This window comes from Arthrobacter sp. EpRS71 (assembly GCF_001512285.1).
GTDB lineage: Bacteria > Actinomycetota > Actinomycetes > Actinomycetales > Micrococcaceae > Arthrobacter.
In genome coordinates this window covers 675,638-694,828 of record NZ_LNUV01000006.1, presented here as the reverse complement: position 1 = coordinate 694,828, position 19,191 = coordinate 675,638, and the positions used below count along the sequence as shown (strand labels likewise).

Annotated in this window: 15 protein-coding genes; 13 read left to right on the top strand and 2 right to left on the bottom strand. The window is 63.3% G+C overall.

Annotated elements, in window-relative coordinates:
* Positions 1 to 23: 23 nt before the first annotated feature.
* The 4 genes from radA (at position 24) to AR689_RS13390 (ending at position 3,566) form a co-directional block, all read left to right on the top strand.
* Complete coding sequence (gene radA, locus AR689_RS13405) at positions 24 to 1,397, top strand: DNA repair protein RadA (RefSeq protein ID WP_062070891.1); 1,374 nt, start codon at positions 24 to 26, stop codon at positions 1,395 to 1,397.
* Between the two features lie 53 nt (positions 1,398 to 1,450).
* Positions 1,451 to 2,074, top strand: coding sequence for a Pr6Pr family membrane protein (locus tag AR689_RS13400; RefSeq protein ID WP_062070889.1), 624 nt, complete (start codon positions 1,451 to 1,453; stop codon positions 2,072 to 2,074).
* 132 nt (positions 2,075 to 2,206) lie between these two features.
* Complete coding sequence (locus AR689_RS23335; RefSeq protein ID WP_062070888.1) at positions 2,207 to 2,734, top strand: sigma-70 family RNA polymerase sigma factor; 528 nt, start codon at positions 2,207 to 2,209, stop codon at positions 2,732 to 2,734.
* The gene (locus AR689_RS13390) at positions 2,658 to 3,566 is read left to right on the top strand and encodes a zeta toxin family protein (RefSeq protein ID WP_197412879.1); all 909 of its coding nucleotides are present in this window, start codon (positions 2,658 to 2,660) and stop codon (positions 3,564 to 3,566) included. The genes AR689_RS23335 and AR689_RS13390 overlap by 77 nt, the downstream gene beginning before the upstream one ends.
* Here the strand turns inward: AR689_RS13390 and AR689_RS13385 are convergent.
* Positions 3,563 to 4,258, bottom strand: a complete 696-nt coding sequence (locus AR689_RS13385) for a TetR/AcrR family transcriptional regulator (protein ID WP_062070884.1) — start codon at positions 4,256 to 4,258, stop codon at positions 3,563 to 3,565. The genes AR689_RS13390 and AR689_RS13385 overlap by 4 nt on opposite strands.
* Positions 4,259 to 4,485: 227 nt before the next feature.
* Between AR689_RS13385 and AR689_RS13380 the strand changes: the two genes are divergently transcribed.
* From AR689_RS13380 to AR689_RS13350, 7 genes are all read left to right on the top strand, one after another.
* Entirely contained in the window at positions 4,486 to 6,018 is a 1,533-nt protein-coding gene (locus AR689_RS13380; RefSeq protein WP_062070882.1) for an amino acid permease, read from the top strand.
* 66 nt (positions 6,019 to 6,084) lie between these two features.
* Positions 6,085 to 6,972 (top strand): urea amidolyase associated protein UAAP1, encoded by an 888-nt coding sequence (locus AR689_RS13375; protein WP_062070881.1) that lies wholly within the window; start codon positions 6,085 to 6,087, stop codon positions 6,970 to 6,972.
* Positions 6,969 to 7,625 carry an urea amidolyase associated protein UAAP2 gene (locus AR689_RS13370; protein ID WP_062070879.1) on the top strand — a complete coding sequence of 219 codons (657 nt, stop codon included), beginning with the start codon at positions 6,969 to 6,971 and terminating at the stop codon, positions 7,623 to 7,625. Before AR689_RS13375 ends, AR689_RS13370 begins: the two co-directional genes overlap by 4 nt.
* The gene (gene uca, locus AR689_RS13365) at positions 7,622 to 11,320 is read left to right on the top strand and encodes an urea carboxylase (protein WP_062070877.1); all 3,699 of its coding nucleotides are present in this window, start codon (positions 7,622 to 7,624) and stop codon (positions 11,318 to 11,320) included. Before AR689_RS13370 ends, uca begins: the two co-directional genes overlap by 4 nt.
* The gene (gene atzF, locus AR689_RS13360) at positions 11,317 to 13,203 is read left to right on the top strand and encodes an allophanate hydrolase (RefSeq protein WP_062070875.1); all 1,887 of its coding nucleotides are present in this window, start codon (positions 11,317 to 11,319) and stop codon (positions 13,201 to 13,203) included. The genes uca and atzF overlap by 4 nt, the downstream gene beginning before the upstream one ends.
* Before the next feature lie 235 nt (positions 13,204 to 13,438).
* Positions 13,439 to 14,515 (top strand): DNA integrity scanning diadenylate cyclase DisA, encoded by a 1,077-nt coding sequence (disA, locus tag AR689_RS13355; protein WP_011772955.1) that lies wholly within the window; start codon positions 13,439 to 13,441, stop codon positions 14,513 to 14,515.
* A 125-nt stretch (positions 14,516 to 14,640) separates the two neighbouring features.
* Positions 14,641 to 15,645 carry a GNAT family N-acetyltransferase gene (locus AR689_RS13350; protein WP_062070873.1) on the top strand — a complete coding sequence of 335 codons (1,005 nt, stop codon included), beginning with the start codon at positions 14,641 to 14,643 and terminating at the stop codon, positions 15,643 to 15,645.
* Here AR689_RS13350 and AR689_RS13345 read toward each other — a convergent pair.
* A complete protein-coding gene (locus AR689_RS13345; protein WP_062070871.1) occupies positions 15,642 to 16,325 on the bottom strand; it encodes a hypothetical protein in 684 nt (227 codons plus the stop codon). The genes AR689_RS13350 and AR689_RS13345 overlap by 4 nt on opposite strands.
* A 222-nt stretch (positions 16,326 to 16,547) precedes the next feature.
* Between AR689_RS13345 and AR689_RS13340 the strand changes: the two genes are divergently transcribed.
* The gene (locus AR689_RS13340; protein WP_156424599.1) at positions 16,548 to 18,155 is read left to right on the top strand and encodes a sensor histidine kinase; all 1,608 of its coding nucleotides are present in this window, start codon (positions 16,548 to 16,550) and stop codon (positions 18,153 to 18,155) included.
* Positions 18,156 to 18,233: 78 nt separating this feature from the next.
* Positions 18,234 to 19,184, top strand: a complete 951-nt coding sequence (locus AR689_RS13335; protein ID WP_062070869.1) for an iron-sulfur binding domain-containing protein — start codon at positions 18,234 to 18,236, stop codon at positions 19,182 to 19,184.
* The last annotated feature ends 7 nt before the right edge of the window (positions 19,185 to 19,191 follow it).

The following is a 19,191-nucleotide window of genomic DNA, read 5'->3' as shown; positions in this document are numbered from 1 at the left end:
TCCCCGCAACTACGCTTGAACCCATGGCTTCCAAGACGTCCCGCGCATCCAAAACACCCGCCTACAAGTGCGCCGAATGTGGTTGGACTGCCATCAAATGGGTGGGCCGGTGCGGTGAGTGCCAGGCGTGGGGAACCGTTGAGGAGTACGGCGCCACGGTAGCGCGCACGACGGCGGCCACTACAGTTTTGGAGCCGGCCCGCCGTATCGCTGACGTGGACGGGACAACAGCGGCGTTCCTGCCCACTGGCGTGGACGAACTCGACCGCGTCCTCGGAGGAGGGCTCGTCCCCGGTGCCGTCATCCTGCTGGCGGGGGAACCCGGCGTCGGGAAGTCCACGCTCCTGCTGGACGTCGCTGCGAAGTTCGCGCGCACGGGGCAGGATGTCCTGTACATCACGGGCGAGGAGTCCGCAGCGCAGGTGAAGCTGCGCGCCGAGCGGATCGATGCCGTGGCCCATACTCTTTATCTGTCCGCCGAAACCGACCTGGGGCAGGCCCTGGGCCAAGTGGAGAAGCTTGAGCCCAAATTGCTGATTGTGGACTCCGTGCAGACACTGAGCAGTGCCGACGTCGAAGGCAGCGCCGGCGGCGTCTCGCAGGTCCGTGAGGTGGCCGCCTCCATCATCTCTGCGGCTAAACGGCGCAACATGACCACGCTGTTGGTGGGCCACGTGACCAAGGAAGGCACCATCGCAGGGCCTCGCCTGCTGGAGCACTTGGTGGATGTTGTGTGCCAGTTCGAAGGGGAGCGCCACTCCCGTCTGCGTCTGCTGAGGGCCGTCAAGAACCGCTATGGCGCCACGGATGACGTCGGATGCTTTGATCTTAATGAGACCGGCATTGAGGGCTTGGCGGATCCCAGCGGTTTGTTTGTTTCACGGACACGTGAGCCCGTCTCGGGCACCTGCATCACCGTGACCATGGAGGGTCGCAGGCCGCTGCTGGCGGAAGTTCAGTCCCTTCTTGCCGAGAGCGCCAATTCGCAGCCCCGCCGTGCCACCAGCGGGCTGGAAAGCTCCAGGGTTGCCATGTTGCTCGCGGTGCTTCAACAGCGTGCCGGCTGCATGCTTCACAAGGACGACTCCTATGTGGCGACCGTGGGTGGCGTGAAGCTGACGGAACCTGCCACTGACCTGGCAGTTGCCTTGGCCGTCGCGTCCGCCAAGTCGCGGAAGGCACTCCCCCAGCGTCTGATTGCGTTCGGGGAGGTGGGTCTGGCAGGTGAGGTCCGTCCGGTTCCCGGGATCAACCAGCGCATCCAGGAAGCCCACCGTCTTGGCTTCACGCACGCCATTGTTCCGGCGAGTCCGGCAGGTGCGGGCGTTATCCCGGAAGGCTTCTCGGTGCGCGAGGTGGGCCACTTGGCTGAAGCGCTGGAACTGCTGATCACTTAACCCTTACGGGGTGTCGAGTGCTTGCTCAACGGGAATTCGGTAAGGATTGGGGCATGACCAAACGGAATGTGCTTATCGGGGGACGCTTTTTCTTTGGCCTTCTGACGCTGGTGGCGGTGGGGACGCAACTGGCTGTCCACATCAGCTTGGGGTTCGACGTCTGGAACTTCTTCAGTTACTTCACCAACCTTTCGAATCTTTTTGCCGCCGCCGTACTCCTCATCAGTGGCTACAGGGTTCTCATCCGCAAGCGACCCACCGAGGCGGACGATGTTACCCGTGGCACGGCCACCATTGCCATGGCCATTGTGGGCATCGTCTTCGGCGCACTCCTCACGGGGCAGGACCTGGGATCCATGGTTCCGTGGGTCAACTTCGTGGTCCACTATCTGATCCCGGTGGTGATGGTGGCCGACTGGCTGTTCCAACCACCACGGGCCCGCCTTGAAGTCCGGCACATCTGGTACTGGCTCATCTACCCCGTGTTTTACCTGACCTACAGCCTGATCCGGGGCGCTTTCGTCAACTGGTACCCGTACTGGTTCATTGATCCTGCCCGCGCCGGCGGTTGGGGCGGCGTGGTGGTCTTCGCTTTGGCCATCACTGTGGGTTTCGTCGTGGTGAGCTTTGCGATGCTGTGGCTCGGGAACAAACTCAAGCGGCAGGTGGACTACTGAACAACGAGGCAAGACTCCGCTCCCGGGACGAGCAAAGTGACGTAGCTCGTGTTGACAGTGCGCAGCCGCAGGACAAGACTGAGGTACAGCTATACATTTGGTATAGCCTTCGGCGGAAGGAGAAACCCAATCATGCCGACGACCCTGAGGCCTCTTCAGATCGCCTACGCGCAGAAGGAACTGGCGCGCTTGGATCACATTCGCGCGGTGATGGCAGCCCACAAGGACGGCGCCTCCCAGACGGCAATAGCCAACGATGCCGGGATTTCGCAGGCAGAAGTTTCCAGAATACTGCGGCGTGTTGAGGCAGTGCCTGCCGCGATCGCCAGGTCTCCTCGTGAGGTGATCCTGCGGCACGCTGCTGGCCAGTTGGATCACGCGTCCATGCTGACCGAGCTTGTAAGCTGGAACTACAGTTTCGCGCAGGATGCCCAGCCGGAAAATCCGCTGAGCGTTCGAACCTCAGGCTCTTGGGAGCAAGTCACAGATGCGCTTCACAGAGGCCTGCTGAGTGACGACGACTTCGACTACCTCTTGGAGCATGTTCGCAGGTCCTCCGCGGACACTACCAAGGGGGACCTGGATGACGGCAATGGACGCGCGGTTGCGCACCGAGCGCGAGTTGATTCGTCTGTCACAGCCTGGGTCCTTACTTCATAAGGACTCCCACCGATCAACAGCGGTCTTTTATGACGCACGGGATAGGTTGCGCCGCAAATTCCATTCTGAGCTGATCGAGAGCTACACATCAGACGCCGCAGACCTTGGTAAGGATGGGTCTGCGGCTCTCATCACTGCTGGTCCACCCGGTGCCGGGAAGTCAACCGAGGTGAAAAAGCTTGGGCTTACGGGATATCGGGTCATCGACCCGGATGTCATCAAGGAGCATCTTCTTGAAACAGCTCGCACCGACGGTATATTTGACGATCTCCTTGATCTGCAGCTGCCGGACGGGCGCGCGCTATTGCTCAATGAGTTGGCCTCGCTTGTCCACACGGAATCTGCCGATCTAGCGAACGCGGTTTTGCGGCGATCGATTGAAGACGGCGTGAACGTTGCCATTGAGGGCACCTTTTCGTGGCCAAACCTCAAAGACCGCTACCTCAAATGGCTCCTGACCGGCGACTACAGCCATCTCACTGTCGTCGACGTAGAAGTGAGCCGCGAGACTGCTAAAGCGCAGGCCCGCGAACGCTGGTGGGTTGGTCGCGAGCAAGCGTTTGCGGGCACGGGTTCGCATCTTGGCGGACGATTTACACCTCCGGAGGCGATCGACGGTCTCTATGTGGCTGGCGCGACGACAGCCAGCACATGCAATGCCAATGCCGTGGCCCTATTCAACGACCCCCTCGCCGACCTCTTCGACGAAGTAACGCTGTACGTCTATGACAGGACGGGCATCAGTGATGAACGCAGTACTTACGTCGCAAGAAACGGAGTCAGAGAGGGAGACGCGCCCGCCCCTCTGAATGTGGCACCGAGAATGACTTAGCCGGCGAAAGATTCGGCTGGTGCTCCAAACCGGCTGATGAGCTCGCTACTGGCGGCCCTCACCGCCGGAAGCTCCCGCTCGAGGCCGGCGAGGATCAAGACCGTATCCGCCGTGGTGGACGCCGAGTCTGCTGAGAGCAGTCCGTCCGCGCGGAGGTTGATCAAGGACTCCACCAATCTGAAGGCAGTATCGCCGAGGCTGGCGTCCGAATCGTAGCTGGCCGCCAGTTCCCGCCCCAACTCTCCATAAATGGTCCGAAGTTCCTTCCGTGCTTCCATGAACGGCTGGAAGACTTCTGCCCTGGCCTCCGGCAGGTGGTAAAGCACCCCGAGGTTCCATCGGGAATTGCAGAGCTGCGAGCCGTCGAACAGCACCATCGCGTGTAACCGCGCAGCTGCGGCCAGTACATCCCTGTCGTCGCCCTCGTGGTCGTTTATTGTCCGGGCAAAGGCGAGGCTTGTGGACACTGTCCCGCCGAGCAGCTCACCCAGAAGCTCATCCTTGGTGGAGAAGTGGTGATACAGCGACGACTGCCGAATCCCGACGGCGTCGGCGATGGCCCGTGTGGACGTGTTGGCGAAACCTTGGCTGGTGAAGAGCTCGGCAGCAGCGTCCAATATCTCGTCGCGGGCGGTGGCCCCCGGGCGTACTGCCTGCTGTTTGCGTGGGCGTCCCGGTCCGGCTGTAGTCACCCTTCATTCTTGCATCGCAGTCCCTTCAAACAGGCCGTTCACGGCGCGCTCCCCGAGCGGTGAGTTTTCATTTACATCCTGGAAATACGCGGTAACCAAGGCTTTACATCGGCGAAACGCAGCGGGGACACCGCGCTGAAAAACTATCACTTGACCGATATTCCGGACGGGTGATCAGAAACCGCTCCGGGCTGGTTCCACATCCCGTTCCAGACACGGAGTAACCGATGACTTCCACCCTTTCGACGGCGGCCAGCCGCACCGACGATGCAGACCTGACAGCACTCGGCTACCAGCCCACGCTGCACCGCAAACTGGGCCGCTACGCGTCGTTCGCAGCAGGTTTTTCGTTCGTCTCCATCCTCACCACCATTTTCCAGCTCTTCGCCTTCGGCTACTCCTTCGCCGGTCCTGCCTTCTTCTGGACGTGGCCGGTGGTGCTGGTGGGCCAGCTCCTTGTGGCATTGAACTTCGCTGAACTCGCCGCCCGGTACCCGTTGTCCGGCGCCGTCTATCAATGGTCGCGCCGCATGGGTGGCGAAGTGGTGGGTTGGTTCGCCGGCTGGTTCATGTCCATCGCCCAGGTCATCACGGCTGCCGCCGCAGCCATCGCCCTCCAAGTGGTCCTCCCCCAATTGTGGGATGGTTTCCAAGTAGTTGGCGGCGACCCCGCTCTGACGTCCCCCACTGGTGCAGCGAATGCTGTCATCCTCGGCGCCGTACTCTTGGTGATTACCACTGTGATCAACTGCCTGGGCGTCAAGCTCATGTCGCACGTCAACTCCATTGGAGTCACGTGCGAGATTGTGGGCGTCGCCGCGGTGATCCTGGCCCTGTTCGCAGCCGCGCAGCGCGGCCCCGAGGTAGTAGCGGACGTCAGTGTTGTCGCAACCTCGGACCTGGGCGCCGTCGGCGCCTTCCTGGTGTCCGGGTTGATGGCCGCGTACGTCATGGTGGGCTTCAACTCCGCCGGGGAGCTCTCGGAGGAAACCAAGAACCCCCGCAAGACGGCCCCGCGCACCATCCTCTCAGCACTGATCATCTCCGGTATTGGCGGCGGACTCATGATCATCGCCGCTCTGATGGCAGCGCCAAGTCTCGACGACGGCAGGCTCGCCACCGAGGGACTGCCCTATGTGCTCACTGCCGTGCTGGGTACGTTCTGGGGCAAAGTGCTGCTGGTTGACGTGGCAATCGCCATCTTCGTGTGCACTTTGGCCATCCAAACGGCGGGTTCGCGGCTGGTCTTCTCCATGGCACGCGATGGCAAACTTCCGGCCTCGGCCCTGCTCTCCAAGGTCCACCCGCAGCGTGGAACCCCCATGTGGCCATCCATCGCGATTGGCGCCCTGGCGGTGGGCATCCTTGCCATCAACATCGGCAACTCCGCACTCTTCACCACCCTTTGCAGTGTGTGCATCGTGATGGTGTACCTGGCGTACCTGATGGTCACGGTTCCGCAGCTGCTCAGTCGTTTCCGCGGCGATTGGAACCGGGTGGGTCAGACCATGCCGGCAGGGCTTTTCTCCCTGGGCCGCTGGGGCTTGCCGGTCAACATCCTCGCCGTCCTGTATGGCGCACTGATGGTCATCAACCTGTCCTGGCCCCGTCCCGAAGTGTACGACCCCTCCGGTGAACACGGAATCCTGCTCTTCTCCGCCCCCATCATGGTGGGCGCCGTTCTGCTCCTGGGCATCTGGGTCCGGAGGAACATCCGGGTTCGGGAAAACAAGGCTGCGGAAACCGCCCACGCCGGCTGACCCGCCCACAGGTTAGACCAGTTCACGTTCGAACACGGACAAAGTTCAAGCACAGAAATGATTGCCATGACACAGACTCTTGAAACACGGACCCCTGAAAACGGGACCGCCACAACTGCCGGCGCCAAACTGCACGCACGGGCCCAGCACGGGCGGACAGCCGAGACCATGATCCATGTCCCACCTGCTGCGGCGCCGGAACGTTTGACCCGGAACCTTCCCGGAGAAGCACAGGACTCCCTCACCTGGGCGGAGACACTGGCCTTCGGCCGCTACACCCATCTGGAACTGGCCCGCGGGACGCGCCTGAGGCTCACGGACCTCGACGGCGATGCTTGCGTTCACGCTGCCATCCTCCGAAGCGGAGCCCAGCATGAGCGGCTCAACGTTGCGGACACTGTGAAAGTCCCCTGGCAGGCCTACATCACCACAGGCCACCCGCTTCTCTCCGACGCCGGCCGTTTGATGGCAACCGTGGTGGCTGATTCCTCCGGTCAGCACGATGCCCTCACCGGCACCACCAGCCTGGCCGGTAACACCGCCAAGTACGGTGCCGGATCAGCCCACAGCCCGTCACCGGCAGGCCGCGAACTTCTCACCCTCGGCGGCATGAAGCACGGGGTCAGCCAAAGGCAACTGCCGCCGTCGTTGTCCTTCTTCAAAGGCATCACCGTGGAACGGGACGGCAGCATCCAGTTCGCCGGCAGCGCTGGTGCCGGGGCCGCCGTCGAACTTCTCCTCCACATGGACGCGGTGCTGGTACTGGCCAATACCGCCCACCCGCTGGACCCGCGCCCCGACTTCACCGGCAGCGCCGTGGACATCGTCGCGTGGCGGGCTCCTCAGGACCTCGCCGCCCTGGTGGAAGGAACCTCCACTGTTCACCTGGGCCCGGAAGGGCGACTGGCCCTTAACAACACAGAACTCGACTACAACGCAAGGACTTCCGCATGAACACGATCGCAGATATCGGCCCCGCGCTGATCGCCGGGCAAGTGGTCCTGGACGAACTGGTGGAAGCCCGCGGCCCATGGTCGGCCGTAGTGGCTGCCGGCGACGTCCTCACCATCGTGGACCTGGACGGTAACCAGGCTGTGGACTGCATCCTCTACGCAGCACAAGACACCAGCACCCGGTACTCGGCCGCCGCGACCATCGCGACCCAAGGCAACATCTTCCTCACCACCGGCTCAGTCCTGCGCGCAGACAGCGGACAGGAACTCATGACCGTGGTGGCGGACGAGGTGGGCGTCCACGACACCATCGGAGGCGCCTGCTCGCAGGAATCCAACACCCTCCGCTACGGCCAGCACACCCATGAACAGCACGCCTGCGTGGAGAACTTCCTCATTGAAGGCGCCAAATGGGACCTGGGCAAGAAAGACCTGGTGTCCAACATCAACTGGTTCATGAACGTGCCGGTAGACCCGGATGGCGCCTTGGGCATCGTGGACGGATTGTCCGCTCCCGGCAAACGCGTGGCACTCCGCGCCGAGGTGGACACCCTGGTGCTGGTGTCCAATTGCCCCCAAATCAACAACCCTTGCAACGGTTTCAACCCCACGCCGGTGCGCATGATCGTCACACGTCCGGAGGCCCGCGCATGAACCGTTTCCACACCCTTCTCATTGCCAACCGCGGAGAGATCGCCTGCCGGATCATCGAATCCGCCCGCAAAGCCGGGCTGCGCACCGTCGCCGTCTTCTCCGAGGCAGACCGCGGCGCCAAGCATGTGAAGCTCGCAGACGAGGCCGTCCTGTTGGGACCCGCACCCGCCAAGGAGTCCTATCTCAAAGTTGAGGCCATCCTTAACGCGGCGGCGGCCACCGGGGCCGGCGCCATTCACCCCGGCTACGGGTTCCTGTCCGAGGACGCTGCGTTCGCGGAAGCCGTGGAGGCAGCAGGGTTGGTCTTTGTGGGGCCCACCCCCGAGCAGCTCCGGATCTTCGGGACCAAGCACACCGCGCGGGATGCAGCTCAACGCGCCGGGGTTCCCATGATCGCGGGCTCCGGTCTGCTTGACGACGTGGACCAGGCAGTAGCAGCAGCGGACACCATCGGCTACCCGCTCATGCTCAAGGCAACCGGCGGTGGCGGCGGCATCGGCATGGCAGTTTGCCGGGAAGAAGCCGAACTCCGCAACAACTACTCCCGGGTGGCCCGTTTGGCCAGCTCCAGCTTCGGAACCGCCGGGGTCTTCGCTGAACGCTACATCGAACATGCCCGCCACGTGGAAGTCCAGGTGTTCGGCGACGGTGAGGGCCGTGTGGTGAGTCTCGGTGATCGCGACTGCTCACTGCAACGCCGCCACCAGAAGGTACTTGAAGAGGCGCCCGCGCCGGATCTGCCGGAGGCTTTGCGGGAGGAACTGCACCGAAGCTCCCGTGCGCTCTGTGCCTCCGTGGGCTACCGCTCTGCGGGCACAGTGGAGTTCGTCTACGACCCCGTCCGTCAAGAGGCTTCCTTCCTGGAAGTCAACGCCCGGCTGCAGGTTGAGCACCCCGTCACCGAAGCCATCACCGGAGTGGACCTGGTGGAGTGGATGCTGAATCTGGCCCAGCAGGAGCCCGTGCTTCAGGGCGTGCCGGACAGTGTGCCCGTCTCAGGCCATGCCGTGGAAGCGCGCATCTACGCAGAAGACCCCGCCCGGAATTTCCAGCCCAGCGCCGGAACCGTCACCAACGCGCAGTACCCGGCCTCCGACGTCGTACGCATTGACGCCTGGGTGGAGACCGGCAGCGAAGTCTCCACCAGCTACGATCCCCTGTTGGGCAAGGTCATCACGTCCGGTACCACCCGCGACGCCGCGTTCGACGCCCTGGCCGCTGCGCTGGCAGAGACCCGGATCGACGGTATCGAAACGAATCTGGGCATGCTGCGTGCCGTGGCCGGGATGGAGGTAGTCCGTGCAGCAGAACATTCCACTGGAACTCTGAACACCGTTGGCGATCCTGAGCCCCGGATCACCGTTGAAAGGCCCGGCCTCCAAACCAGCGTGCAGGACTGGCCGGGCAGGACCGGGCTGTGGCAGATCGGCGTGCCGCCCAGTGGTCCCATGGATGATTTGTCGTTCCGGCTGGGCAATACCGCACTGGGTAATCCGGAGGGCGCGCCCGGGTTGGAGTTCACCATGGCCGGGCCGGCGCTCCGCTTCACCCACGCCACCACCGTCTGCGTCACCGGCGCTGACGTCGCCGTCACCGTCAACGGCAACGCGGCCGCCACGTGGGAGCCCGTCACCGTCCCTGCCAACGGACTCCTGGACGTCGGCTCTGCGGACGGATCCGGCCTGAGGGGCTACGTCCTGTTCGAGGGTGGGCTTGATGTTCCCCAATACCTTGGCAGCGCTTCAACCTTCACCTTGGGCCAGTTCGGCGGCCACGGCGGCCGTGTGCTGCGGGCCAGCGATGTGCTCCGCACGGTCACCGGGCACCTGCCTGAAACCGTCCCTGGCGCAGTCCCCGCGGAGAGCCGCCCGGCGCTGACCTCGCAATGGGAGCTGAAAGTGGTGGAAGGACCGCATGGCGCCCCGGAATTCTTCCAACGCGAAGACATTGAAGAACTCTATGCCGCAGAATACGAGGTCCACTTCAACTCAGCCCGCACAGGAGTCCGCCTGATCGGGCCCAAACCGCGCTGGGCACGCACCGATGGCGGCGAAGCAGGCCTGCACCCTTCCAACATTCACGACACCGCGTATTCGGTGGGCGCACTGGACTTCACCGGTGACACGCCCATCCTGCTGGGCCCGGACGGTCCCAGCCTGGGCGGCTTCGTCTGCCCCGTTACCGTGGTGACCGGCGAGCGCTGGAAGCTGGGGCAGCTCCGTCCCGGGGACAAGGTCCGTTTTGCGCCGATCCGCTCGGTTGAGGCACCTTCGGTCAAGGAACTCGGCGCCGCAAGGCAGCTGCTCCTGCCGGGCGGCGCGGGCTTCAGCAGCAGCACGGTGTCCGGCACCGCTTCCGGCACCGCCGGAGTGCTGCGCGGGGACGGCGACGACGGCGTGCTGGGCCGGGTGCCCGAAGGCGAGGGCCGTCCTGCGGTCACCTTCCGCCGTTCGGGTGATGACAACCTTCTGGTGGAGTACGGGGACATGGTGTTGGACCTGGGCCTCCGCGCCCGCGTCCACGCCCTGCATCAGGAACTCGAACGCCTTGGTGTCCCGGGCATCGTGGATCTGACCCCTGGCATCCGGTCCTTGCAGATCAAAGCCGATCCGTCGGTCCTGCCCACGTCCAAACTGCTGGGCCTGGTGCGCGAGGTGGATGCTTCACTGCCTGCCAGTTCGGAGTTGGTGGTGCCCAGCCGCAGCGTCCGGCTCCCATTGTCCTGGGATGATCCCGCCACCCGTGAAGCAATTGAGCGGTACATGGCCGGTGTCCGCGACGACGCCCCCTGGTGCCCGTGGAACATCGAGTTCATCCGCCGTATCAACGGTTTGGACTCCGTCAACGACGTTTTCGATACCGTCTTCAACGCGGAATACCTCGTGCTGGGCCTGGGCGACGTGTACTTAGGGGCTCCGGTGGCCACGCCCTTGGATCCGCGGCACCGGTTGGTCACCACCAAGTACAACCCGGCCCGCACCTGGACTCCGGAGAACGCCGTGGGCATTGGCGGTGCCTACATGTGCATTTACGGCATGGAAGGTCCCGGCGGTTACCAGTTTGTTGGAAGGACCACGCAGGTATGGTCTCGTTACGCGGATGCCGAGCCTTTTGAGCCGGGTTCCCCGTGGCTGCTCAGGTTCTTCGACCGTATTTCCTGGTACCCCGTCAGCCCTGAGGAACTGTTGGACCTCCGCGCGGACATGGCTGCCGGCAGAGGCCGGGGTGTGGAGATTACGGAAGGCACTTTCTCGCTGGCCGAGCATGAGGAATTCCTGGAACGCAACAGCGTCTCCATTGCGGAGTTCCGTGAAACACAGTCGGCCGCATTCGCCGTTGAACGTCAGGCGTGGGAGGATGCCGGCGAGTTTGATCGCGCAGAGCAGGCTGTTTCCTTGGCCCCGCCGGCGGACGACGTGGTAATTCCCGACGGCGGCACCTTGGTCACGTCCCCGTTCGCCGCAAGTGTGTGGAAAGTGGACGTGGAACCTGGCGACGTAGTGACGGCTGGCCAGTCGTTGGTTTCCCTGGAGGCCATGAAGATGGAGACCGTCATCCAGGCTCCGGTGGATGGTGTGGTCCAACGAGTCCTGCCCACGGCCGGCGCGCAGGTGGTAGCAGGCGAGGCTTTGGTGGTGCTTGAACCGGTGGATGTCCGGCAACCGGCACTTGTGCTGGAAGGAAGCGCACTATGACCAGCCCCAAAGCCACCACAGTGGCACGCGTGCTTGCCGCGCTTGAGGCGATTGACGCCGTCGACCGTCCCGAAATCTGGATCCACCTGCGCGGGCGGGATGAACTGCTCGCTGAGGCGGCCCGGATCGACGCCGCTGCTGCCGCCGGGGAGGACCTGCCGCTAGCCGGGCTCCTGCTCGCCGTGAAGAACAATGTGGACGTTGCCGGTGTGATGACGACGGCGGCGTGCCCCGGTTTTGGCGAGGTGCCCGCCCGGGATGCGGTGCCGGTCGCGAGGCTTCGCGCAGCGGGTGCCCTGGTGCTGGGGGCCACCAACCTGGACCAGTTCGCCACGGGACTGGTGGGTGCCCGTAGTCCTTACGGTGCTGTGCGTGACGCGCGCCGCCCTGAGCGGATTTCCGGCGGCTCAAGTTCAGGTTCTGCCGTGGCGGTGGCCTTGGGGCTCGTGGACCTTGCCATCGGGACGGACACCGCCGGTTCGGGGCGGATTCCCGCTGCCCTGCAGGGGATTGTGGGGATCAAACCGACTCTCGGCGTGGTGTCCACCGAAGGTGTGGTCCCTGCATGCCGTTCCTGGGATACCGCCACGATCTTCGCGCGCCACCTCGCCACGGCCGAGCTCGCCATGGGCATCATGGCCGGGGAGGGCCGCAGTTGGCCCGCGGACGTGAGGATCGCTGCGCCGGCCACACCGCGGGTGGCCTATCCCGCTGCCCTGCCGGCGCTCCCGGAGGCATGGGCGCTCGAGTTCGAGGCACAGATCGAGCGGCTGCGCTCCACCGGGGTGGCGGCCGAACCCATCGAACTGGACGTTTTCCTTGAGGCAGCACGGCTGCTGTACGACGGCGGATTGGTGGCCGAGCGCTATGCCGCCGTTGGGAACTTTGTTGACAGGGTGCAAGCCGGAGGGGTTTCCGCCACGCTCGACCCCACCGTGGCGGGGATCATCACCGCCGCCGGCAAGGTCCCTGCTCACCAGTACGTGACGGACACCGCTTCCTTGGAACGGTTCAGGACCGAAGCGATGCTGCGGCTGGATGGCTTCGATGCCCTGATCGTGCCCACAGCACCTTTCCACCCGACGCTGGCCGAGGTTGCGGCCGATCCCGTGGGGGTCAATTCCCGGATGGGTACGTATACCAATTTCTGCAACCTCTTTGATCTCAGCGCTGTGGCAGTGCCGGCCGGGACTGTCGCTGACACCGCCGGAACCGGGGAAGCAGGCGGCGTCTCCCAGTTCGGCCTCACTGTGGTGGCCCGAACTTTCGAGGACGGCGTGGCCGCGGACATTGCCCGGCGAATTGAACGCACCCCGGAGAAGCCGGGACTGTTCGCCGCCGGCGCCGCGCCTGCAAGGTCCGGCGCGGCGGGTGCTGCCAGCGCTGCCGCGCCAAAGGTTCCCTGGCCGGTTGCCGCGGGCGCCGCCGTCGTACCTCTTGTGGTGGTGGGCGCCCACCGGAAAGGCCAGCCGTTGGCAGCGGAACTTGAGCGGCGTGGAGCTTTTTGGGATGGCCGGGTAATCACTGCGGCGAGGTACCGCATGGTGGCTCTGGACACCACTCCGCCCAAGCCTGGCGTGGTTCGATCTGAACAAGGAACCGGGCTGGTTGCAGAACGGTGGTTGCTTTCCGAGTCCGCCCTGGGGTCTTTCCTCGCTGACTTGCCCGAACCCATGCTTCTGGGGTCCATCACCTTGGACGATGGGAGCACGGCAGTGGGATTCGCATGCGATGCCGTAGCTGCGGCAAGCGCGCGGGACATCAGCGAATACGGCGACTGGATTAAATACCTGGAAGAAAATACCGCCGTACCAGGCAGCCAAGGACTGTGGCGGGAAGCGGGCAGCGCCTTGCTGACAGGTCTTGGCCGCGGCCAGCGCTAGCACTTTGGCGGCCGAGTGGCGGAAATAGGGTTCCCATCATTCGGTCGCCAAACCACTTTCGAGGCAACGCCGAACATCGCGTAATGACCCACTTTGGGGCTTGCTGGTGCGGTTAACGGTGTTCGGAAGCCCTATCATTGTGCTTGTCGTCATGTGGGCATTTTTTCCTAGTGCGCACTGACGCCGGATTCAGCTTGTCTGTGAGCCATGGCTTGCACCTTCGAAGGGAAACCCTATGGCCCGGAGCCCGGAAGAGTCGCTCAAGGCGACCCTTGCCAGAGTCGCACCCGGAACTCCGCTGCGTGACGGCCTGGAACGCATTCTTCGTGGACGGACTGGCGCGTTGATCGTTTTGGGCTACGACCGCACCATCGACTCCATCTGTTCGGGCGGGTTCGACATCGGCATCGATTTCTCCCCGACGCGTCTGCGTGAGCTGGCCAAGATGGACGGCGCCATCATCTGTGACAAGGATGCCAGCAACATTGTCCGGGCCGCCGTCCAGTTGGTGCCCGATTCCAGCATCGAAACCCAGGAATCAGGCACCAGGCACCGCACCGCGGAACGTGTAGCCATCCAGACCGGCGTTCCCGTTATATCCGTCAGCCAATCCATGCAGATCATCGCGCTCTACGTGAACGGTTTGCGCCACGTCCTGGAAGGCTCCGAAAAGGTCCTCGCCCGCGCCAACCAGGCCCTGGCAACCCTGGAACGGTACAGCGCCAGGCTGGACCAGGTCACCAGCTCGCTTTCGGCCCTGGAGATCGAGGCACTGGTCACGGTCAGGGACGTTGCCGTCACGCTGCAGCGCCAGGAAATGGTTCGCCGTATCTCCGAGGAAATAGCCCAGTACGTGCTGGAACTCGGTGAAGATGGCCGCCTGCTCTCCCTCCAGGTGGAGGAACTCACGGTAGGCCGCGGCCCGGGGAGCGAAGTCATCATCCGCGACTACTCCGACCCCGACGCCACTCCTGAGCAGATCGAGGAAGCCGTCCAGGCCCTCCTCAACCTTGGACCCACAGAATTGATCGACCTCAGCCGCATTGCCCACATCATTGGCTTCGCCGGCGGAGTAGAGCAGTTGGATGCCGTGGTTCAACCGCGTGGTTACCGTCTGCTGTCCGGCCTGAAATCCGTTCCCAAGGCAGTGGCCGACCGTTTGGTGGACTACTTCGGCGGACTCCAGAACCTCATGGCAGCCACCATTGACGACCTCATGACCGTGGACGGAATCGGCGATCAGCGAGCCCGCACAGTCCGTGAAGGCTTGAGTCGCATGGCTGAAGCGAGCCTGCTGGACCGTTTCCTTTAGACCTGGCTTAGAATGGTTCGGTTGGACTCAGCCGACACTTGTTCCATCCCCAGAACTCAGTCTGCCCACAAATTTTGTTGGGCTCAAACGTGATGCCCTCCGGGGCTGTTCAGGGGTAATTCAGTATGGACTTCTACGCTTCCGACGCCTTCCTCACGGCACTTGCCCGTGACTTCTACCAGGCAAAAACCATTGAGCTGAAAACATACGGAATTCGGGGAAGTAAAGCGCACGTCCGGCTTGCCGAAATTGACGGGAAAAGGGCGGTCCACAGCGGGCCCTTCTACGACTACGTGAAACCCTTGCCCGCCCGCGGCGTCACCACGTCACCGTCCGAAACCCTGCGCTACGTTCCCAAAATGGTGACGTCCCTGATCGCTTTGCCGGATGAGGACCCCACCTCGGTGGTGCCTGACACTCCTTTGGAGCCGGCACCTTTGGTTATCTGGGCTGCTTTTGATACCTGGGAGGAGTACTTGGCCCTCATCCGGAAAAGGAGCAAGACTTTACTGAGAACTCAGCGGCAGCGGCTCCGGAAGCTGAGCGAACAATATGGCGAGCCTGAGTTCATGTTCGATAATCCGGATATCGCAGCCTTTGATACCTGCATTCAATGGAAGACCCAGCAGTACAGGGGCGGGCACGAGACACTGGAGAATGCGGAATCAGTGGCAATGCTCAGACGGCTCTTTGAGGATGGGCACCTGATTCTCTCCACACTGAAAGTGGCGGATGAATACGTCGCTTTCCATGCCGGCTTCATCTGGCAGGAGGACGAATACCTGGCACTCATTCCGGCGTATAGCCCGGCTTTCGCCAAGCATGGGATCGGCACGGAAATGCTGTTGCGGGTCATGAAACATAGCTTTGACCTGGGTCATAGCAGTTTCGATTTCCTGCAGGGCGCCGAAACCTACAAATGGGAGTTTGCCACTCACGTCCAGATCATCGAAAGCCTCGGCACTGCGCCACTGCTGACGCGCGTGAAGGCCGTGGCGGCAAAAACCGTCAAACAGGGACTGCTTTCAACGTCGCCGGAGGTCTTTTACCGGGTCAAGCGCGTGGTTCTGGATGGGCGCCGGGCCGCAGCGAAAGTCCGCGACTTCAGCCGCGCCTCCAGCATGGGCTAGCTCAACTGGAAGGCGACCTTGGGGCTCGCCTTGTTTCCTAGCCGCGCTTCGAACGTGTAGTAGGCGCCACCCGCGCCCGGCGTGGCGGCAATGCTGGCGCAGCCTTCCAACGTCCGGTTGCGCTGCCACGGGAAGTTTGCGGTCTCGCTCTTGCCGGGCTGGATGGTCTTGATGAGATCCTCCCCGCCCGTCTGGCAGTCTTTTGACGAGAAGATGCGGTCCGAGCCGCTCATGAGCAGGTACTCCATTTGGGAGGTGCCCACGTTGACCTCGCACGGAGCGGTGCCGCCGTTGGTGATGGTCATGGTCAGCAGCGGCTTTTCCTCCGGACCATAGGCGGGCTTGTCGGTCTTGGCGGCCACGGTCATCAGGTTGAAGTCGCACACGGGCGTGGGCGACGGTGAGGGTGCCGCTGTTCCTGTGGGGGCACTCCCCTGCGTGGGTGACGTTGAAGCGTCGGCTGTGCTGACAGCCTGAGGTTGCGGATTCCCGGCCAGGGCGCCTGTGAGCGCCACGACGCCGCCGATCACCAGGACGATGACCAGCAGCAGGGCGCCGAAGACCACCTGCCGACGACGGCGGTACACTGCGGGGCTCGGCCGCCGCTTTTTGGTTGGGGCCGCACCCTTCGCCGGCGCTGATGTGCGCACGGTCGAATCCTGCTTACCCTTGTTGGCCATGGTTCTAGGCTAGGCTCGCAGCCGTGTGGGCACCTAACCTCCACGCCGCAAGTGCCACATCCCGGCCTGTGTGACGTCGGCCATGACCACTCCCGGACGGTGTGGACGAGGACGGTCCCGTAAATAGCGCCAAACCCCGCGGCCGCAGGATCTGGTGAGTATGCTGTGGCTAATGGCATCAAGCCTGTCATTTGGCGGCTTCCGGGGAGAGGGCTGGCGATCATGCAGGACACATCCGTTTTCATGCCATTGGATGATTTCTTCGGCACTATCGGTAGACGTAAAGCCATTGTTTTGTGCCAGCTGCCCCTGACGTTGGCCATGGGTTTGATCATCCTTTTTGTTGTCCTCTTCAGCCCGGAAACGATGGGCGATACGGCCTTCCAGCTGATGCTGGTGGTCCACGCGCTGATGCTTGTAGCCTGCGCCGCTCTGCCCTGGAGCAAGCTTCCTCCTTGGGGCTTTGTGCTCATTCCTATGGCGGACTTCTTTGTTCTTGGACTTACCCGGGAACTCGGCGGTCCCGTCCTGAGCGTGGTCACGCTTCTGATGGTTTTCCCGGTGATCTGGCTTGCCTTAAGCGCTAGTGTCACGCGCTTGGTTTTGGCCATCCTGGGCCCCTTCTGCGGGATCATCGCCTCCCCGTACCTTTTGGGGCATGAGGTGGCGCAAGCTGAGCTCATTCGGATGATTGTTGTTCCGGTCATCCTGGCCGGTTTTTCCCTGACAGCCCATCTGGTGGCAGGTGTGGTGGTCAGGCACAGGGACATCCAGCGCGAGAAAGACAGGGAGCTCCTTCGCCTGCACAAGGCCACGCAGGACCATCAGCAGCTTCTGGACGCTGTCCTGGAAACGGTGAACGTGGGGGTCTGGGCAATGGATGCCGCCGGTGATGACATTCTGACCAACCACCGTTTCCGAACGGACAGGAAAGCCGCCCAGCAGATGCCCGGCAGCAACCCCTTTCTCGCCGCAGCGGCCCATGGCGCCGTGGAGCTGTTAGAGAGCCCGGCAGGACTTGCCATGTCCGGGCGTAGCTTCACCAACAAACTGATACGCGTGGGCGGTGAGAGCCGGCAGATGATTTTCTCTGTCGCTGCGAGGCAATTTCACGACGACGCCGGCCGGGCGAAAGGTTCCGTGCTGGCCTTCACGGATGTCACAGCGTTGGTTACCGCGCTCGAAGCAAAGGATAAGTTTGTGGGCACCATCTCGCACGAGCTTCGAACTCCATTGACGTCCATGCTCGGCTACCTGCAACTCATGGGCGATGAACCGAATCCGGCGTATCTGCAGGTGATAGAGCGTAACGCGCACCGCTTGCTGACCCTGATCAACGATCTCCTGCTGGTGGCCTCGGAGCACCTGGAGGTGAGGCGGAAACCGGCCAACCTCTCCCACCTGCTGGACAAAGCCACCCGGGCTGCCGAGCAGGACGCGGCTGCCAAGGGGATCGTCATCAAGAACCGAATCGAGGCAGGGGTTGGGGCGGAGGTGGATGCGGGTCAGTTCACCCGGGCTGTTGATCAACTTCTCTCCAATGCCATCAAGTTCTCACCCCGGGGCAGTGAAGTCACCGTTGCGCTGAGAAAACAGGAAGGCGGATTCATCTGTTCCATCAGCGATCAAGGTATTGGCATGACCACGGAAGAACAGGAGCAAGCGTTTACGAAGTTCTTCCGATCCGACCATGCCATGAAGGCCGCCATCCCGGGCGCCGGCTTGGGGCTGTCCATCAGCAAAGCGATCGTTGAGGCTCACGGCGGACAGATAGACCTTGTGAGCAGCCCGGAGAAGGGCACCACGGTTACCGTAAAGGTTTCCCAGTAGCTTTTGGTCGAAAAACCACACCCGTGGTCCGGACCGCCGACTCCTCACCGCCCGGATTCCACTACAGTGGATGGCAGCATGACACTTCCCGATTCAGGCCAATTGGCAGGCCTCCACCAAGCCCTCGATCAGTGGTTCGCCGAGACTGCCCGCGACCTCCCGTGGCGCGAGCCCGATTGCAGCCCGTGGGGCATCCTGGTCAGCGAAGTGATGCTTCAGCAAACACCCGTTGTCCGGGTCCTGCCAGTGTGGCTCGACTGGATGGAACGCTGGCCCACACCCGCCCACCTAGCCGACGAACCATCGGGCGCAGCCGTCCGCCATTGGGGCCGGCTCGGCTATCCACGCCGGGCCCTGCGACTGCACGCGGCCGCCGTCGCCATCCGTGAGCAGCACGGCGGCAAGGTTCCCGACACTTATGGTGAGCTCCTGGAGTTGCCGGGCGTCGGCAACTACACAGCGGCCGCCGTCGCAGCTTTTGCTTTTGGCCGCCGGGAAACCGTGGTGGACACCAACATCCGGCGCGTCCACGCACGGCTGATCTCCGGCAGCGCGCTCCCCGCTCCTGCGCTGACCGCCGCGGAGATGCGCTTGGCCGAGGCCCTCCTGCCTCTCGATCAGGACCTTTCAGTCCGCTGGAACGCGTCCGTCATGGAGCTCGGTGCCATGGTGTGCACCGCCCGCAGTCCTAAGTGCGCTGACTGCCCCGTCCGCTCGAGTTGTGCCTGGCTCGCAGCCGGTGAGCCGCCGCCGTCGTACACTCCAAAGGGTCAGTCCTGGCACGGCACGGACCGCCAGGTGCGCGGCGCCGTGATGGCCGTCCTCCGCGAAGCTGCCACCCCCGTGCCCCGCGAGATGTTCGAGCAAGCGCCGGCCGATCTCGGATTCGCGCCATCCGGCGTCGGGATTCCCCTCGCCGCCCTGCACCGGCTTAACTCGGCGCCCGAACAACTCGAGCGGGCCCTCGAAGGTCTGTTGATGGACGGCTTAGCGGAAATGTACGACGGCGGTTTGCGGCTTCCGGCGTAGCTTTGGC

What these genes read in the sequence shown, in the direction of transcription:
- radA (WP_062070891.1), top strand. Translation starts at nt 24, where the DNA reads ATGGCTTCCAAGACGTCCCGCGCATCCAAAACACCCGCCTACAAGTGC.
- AR689_RS13400 (WP_062070889.1), top strand. Translation starts at nt 1,451, where the DNA reads ATGACCAAACGGAATGTGCTTATCGGGGGACGCTTTTTCTTTGGCCTT.
- AR689_RS23335 (WP_062070888.1), top strand. Translation starts at nt 2,207, where the DNA reads ATGCCGACGACCCTGAGGCCTCTTCAGATCGCCTACGCGCAGAAGGAA.
- AR689_RS13390 (WP_197412879.1), top strand. Translation starts at nt 2,658, where the DNA reads ATGACGGCAATGGACGCGCGGTTGCGCACCGAGCGCGAGTTGATTCGT.
- AR689_RS13380 (WP_062070882.1), top strand. Translation starts at nt 4,486, where the DNA reads ATGACTTCCACCCTTTCGACGGCGGCCAGCCGCACCGACGATGCAGAC.
- AR689_RS13375 (WP_062070881.1), top strand. Translation starts at nt 6,085, where the DNA reads ATGACACAGACTCTTGAAACACGGACCCCTGAAAACGGGACCGCCACA.
- AR689_RS13370 (WP_062070879.1), top strand. Translation starts at nt 6,969, where the DNA reads ATGAACACGATCGCAGATATCGGCCCCGCGCTGATCGCCGGGCAAGTG.
- uca (WP_062070877.1), top strand. Translation starts at nt 7,622, where the DNA reads ATGAACCGTTTCCACACCCTTCTCATTGCCAACCGCGGAGAGATCGCC.
- atzF (WP_062070875.1), top strand. Translation starts at nt 11,317, where the DNA reads ATGACCAGCCCCAAAGCCACCACAGTGGCACGCGTGCTTGCCGCGCTT.
- disA (WP_011772955.1), top strand. Translation starts at nt 13,439, where the DNA reads ATGGCCCGGAGCCCGGAAGAGTCGCTCAAGGCGACCCTTGCCAGAGTC.
- AR689_RS13350 (WP_062070873.1), top strand. Translation starts at nt 14,641, where the DNA reads ATGGACTTCTACGCTTCCGACGCCTTCCTCACGGCACTTGCCCGTGAC.
- AR689_RS13345 (WP_062070871.1), bottom strand. Translation starts at nt 16,325, where the DNA reads ATGGCCAACAAGGGTAAGCAGGATTCGACCGTGCGCACATCAGCGCCG.
- AR689_RS13340 (WP_156424599.1), top strand. Translation starts at nt 16,548, where the DNA reads ATGCAGGACACATCCGTTTTCATGCCATTGGATGATTTCTTCGGCACT.
- AR689_RS13335 (WP_062070869.1), top strand. Translation starts at nt 18,234, where the DNA reads ATGACACTTCCCGATTCAGGCCAATTGGCAGGCCTCCACCAAGCCCTC.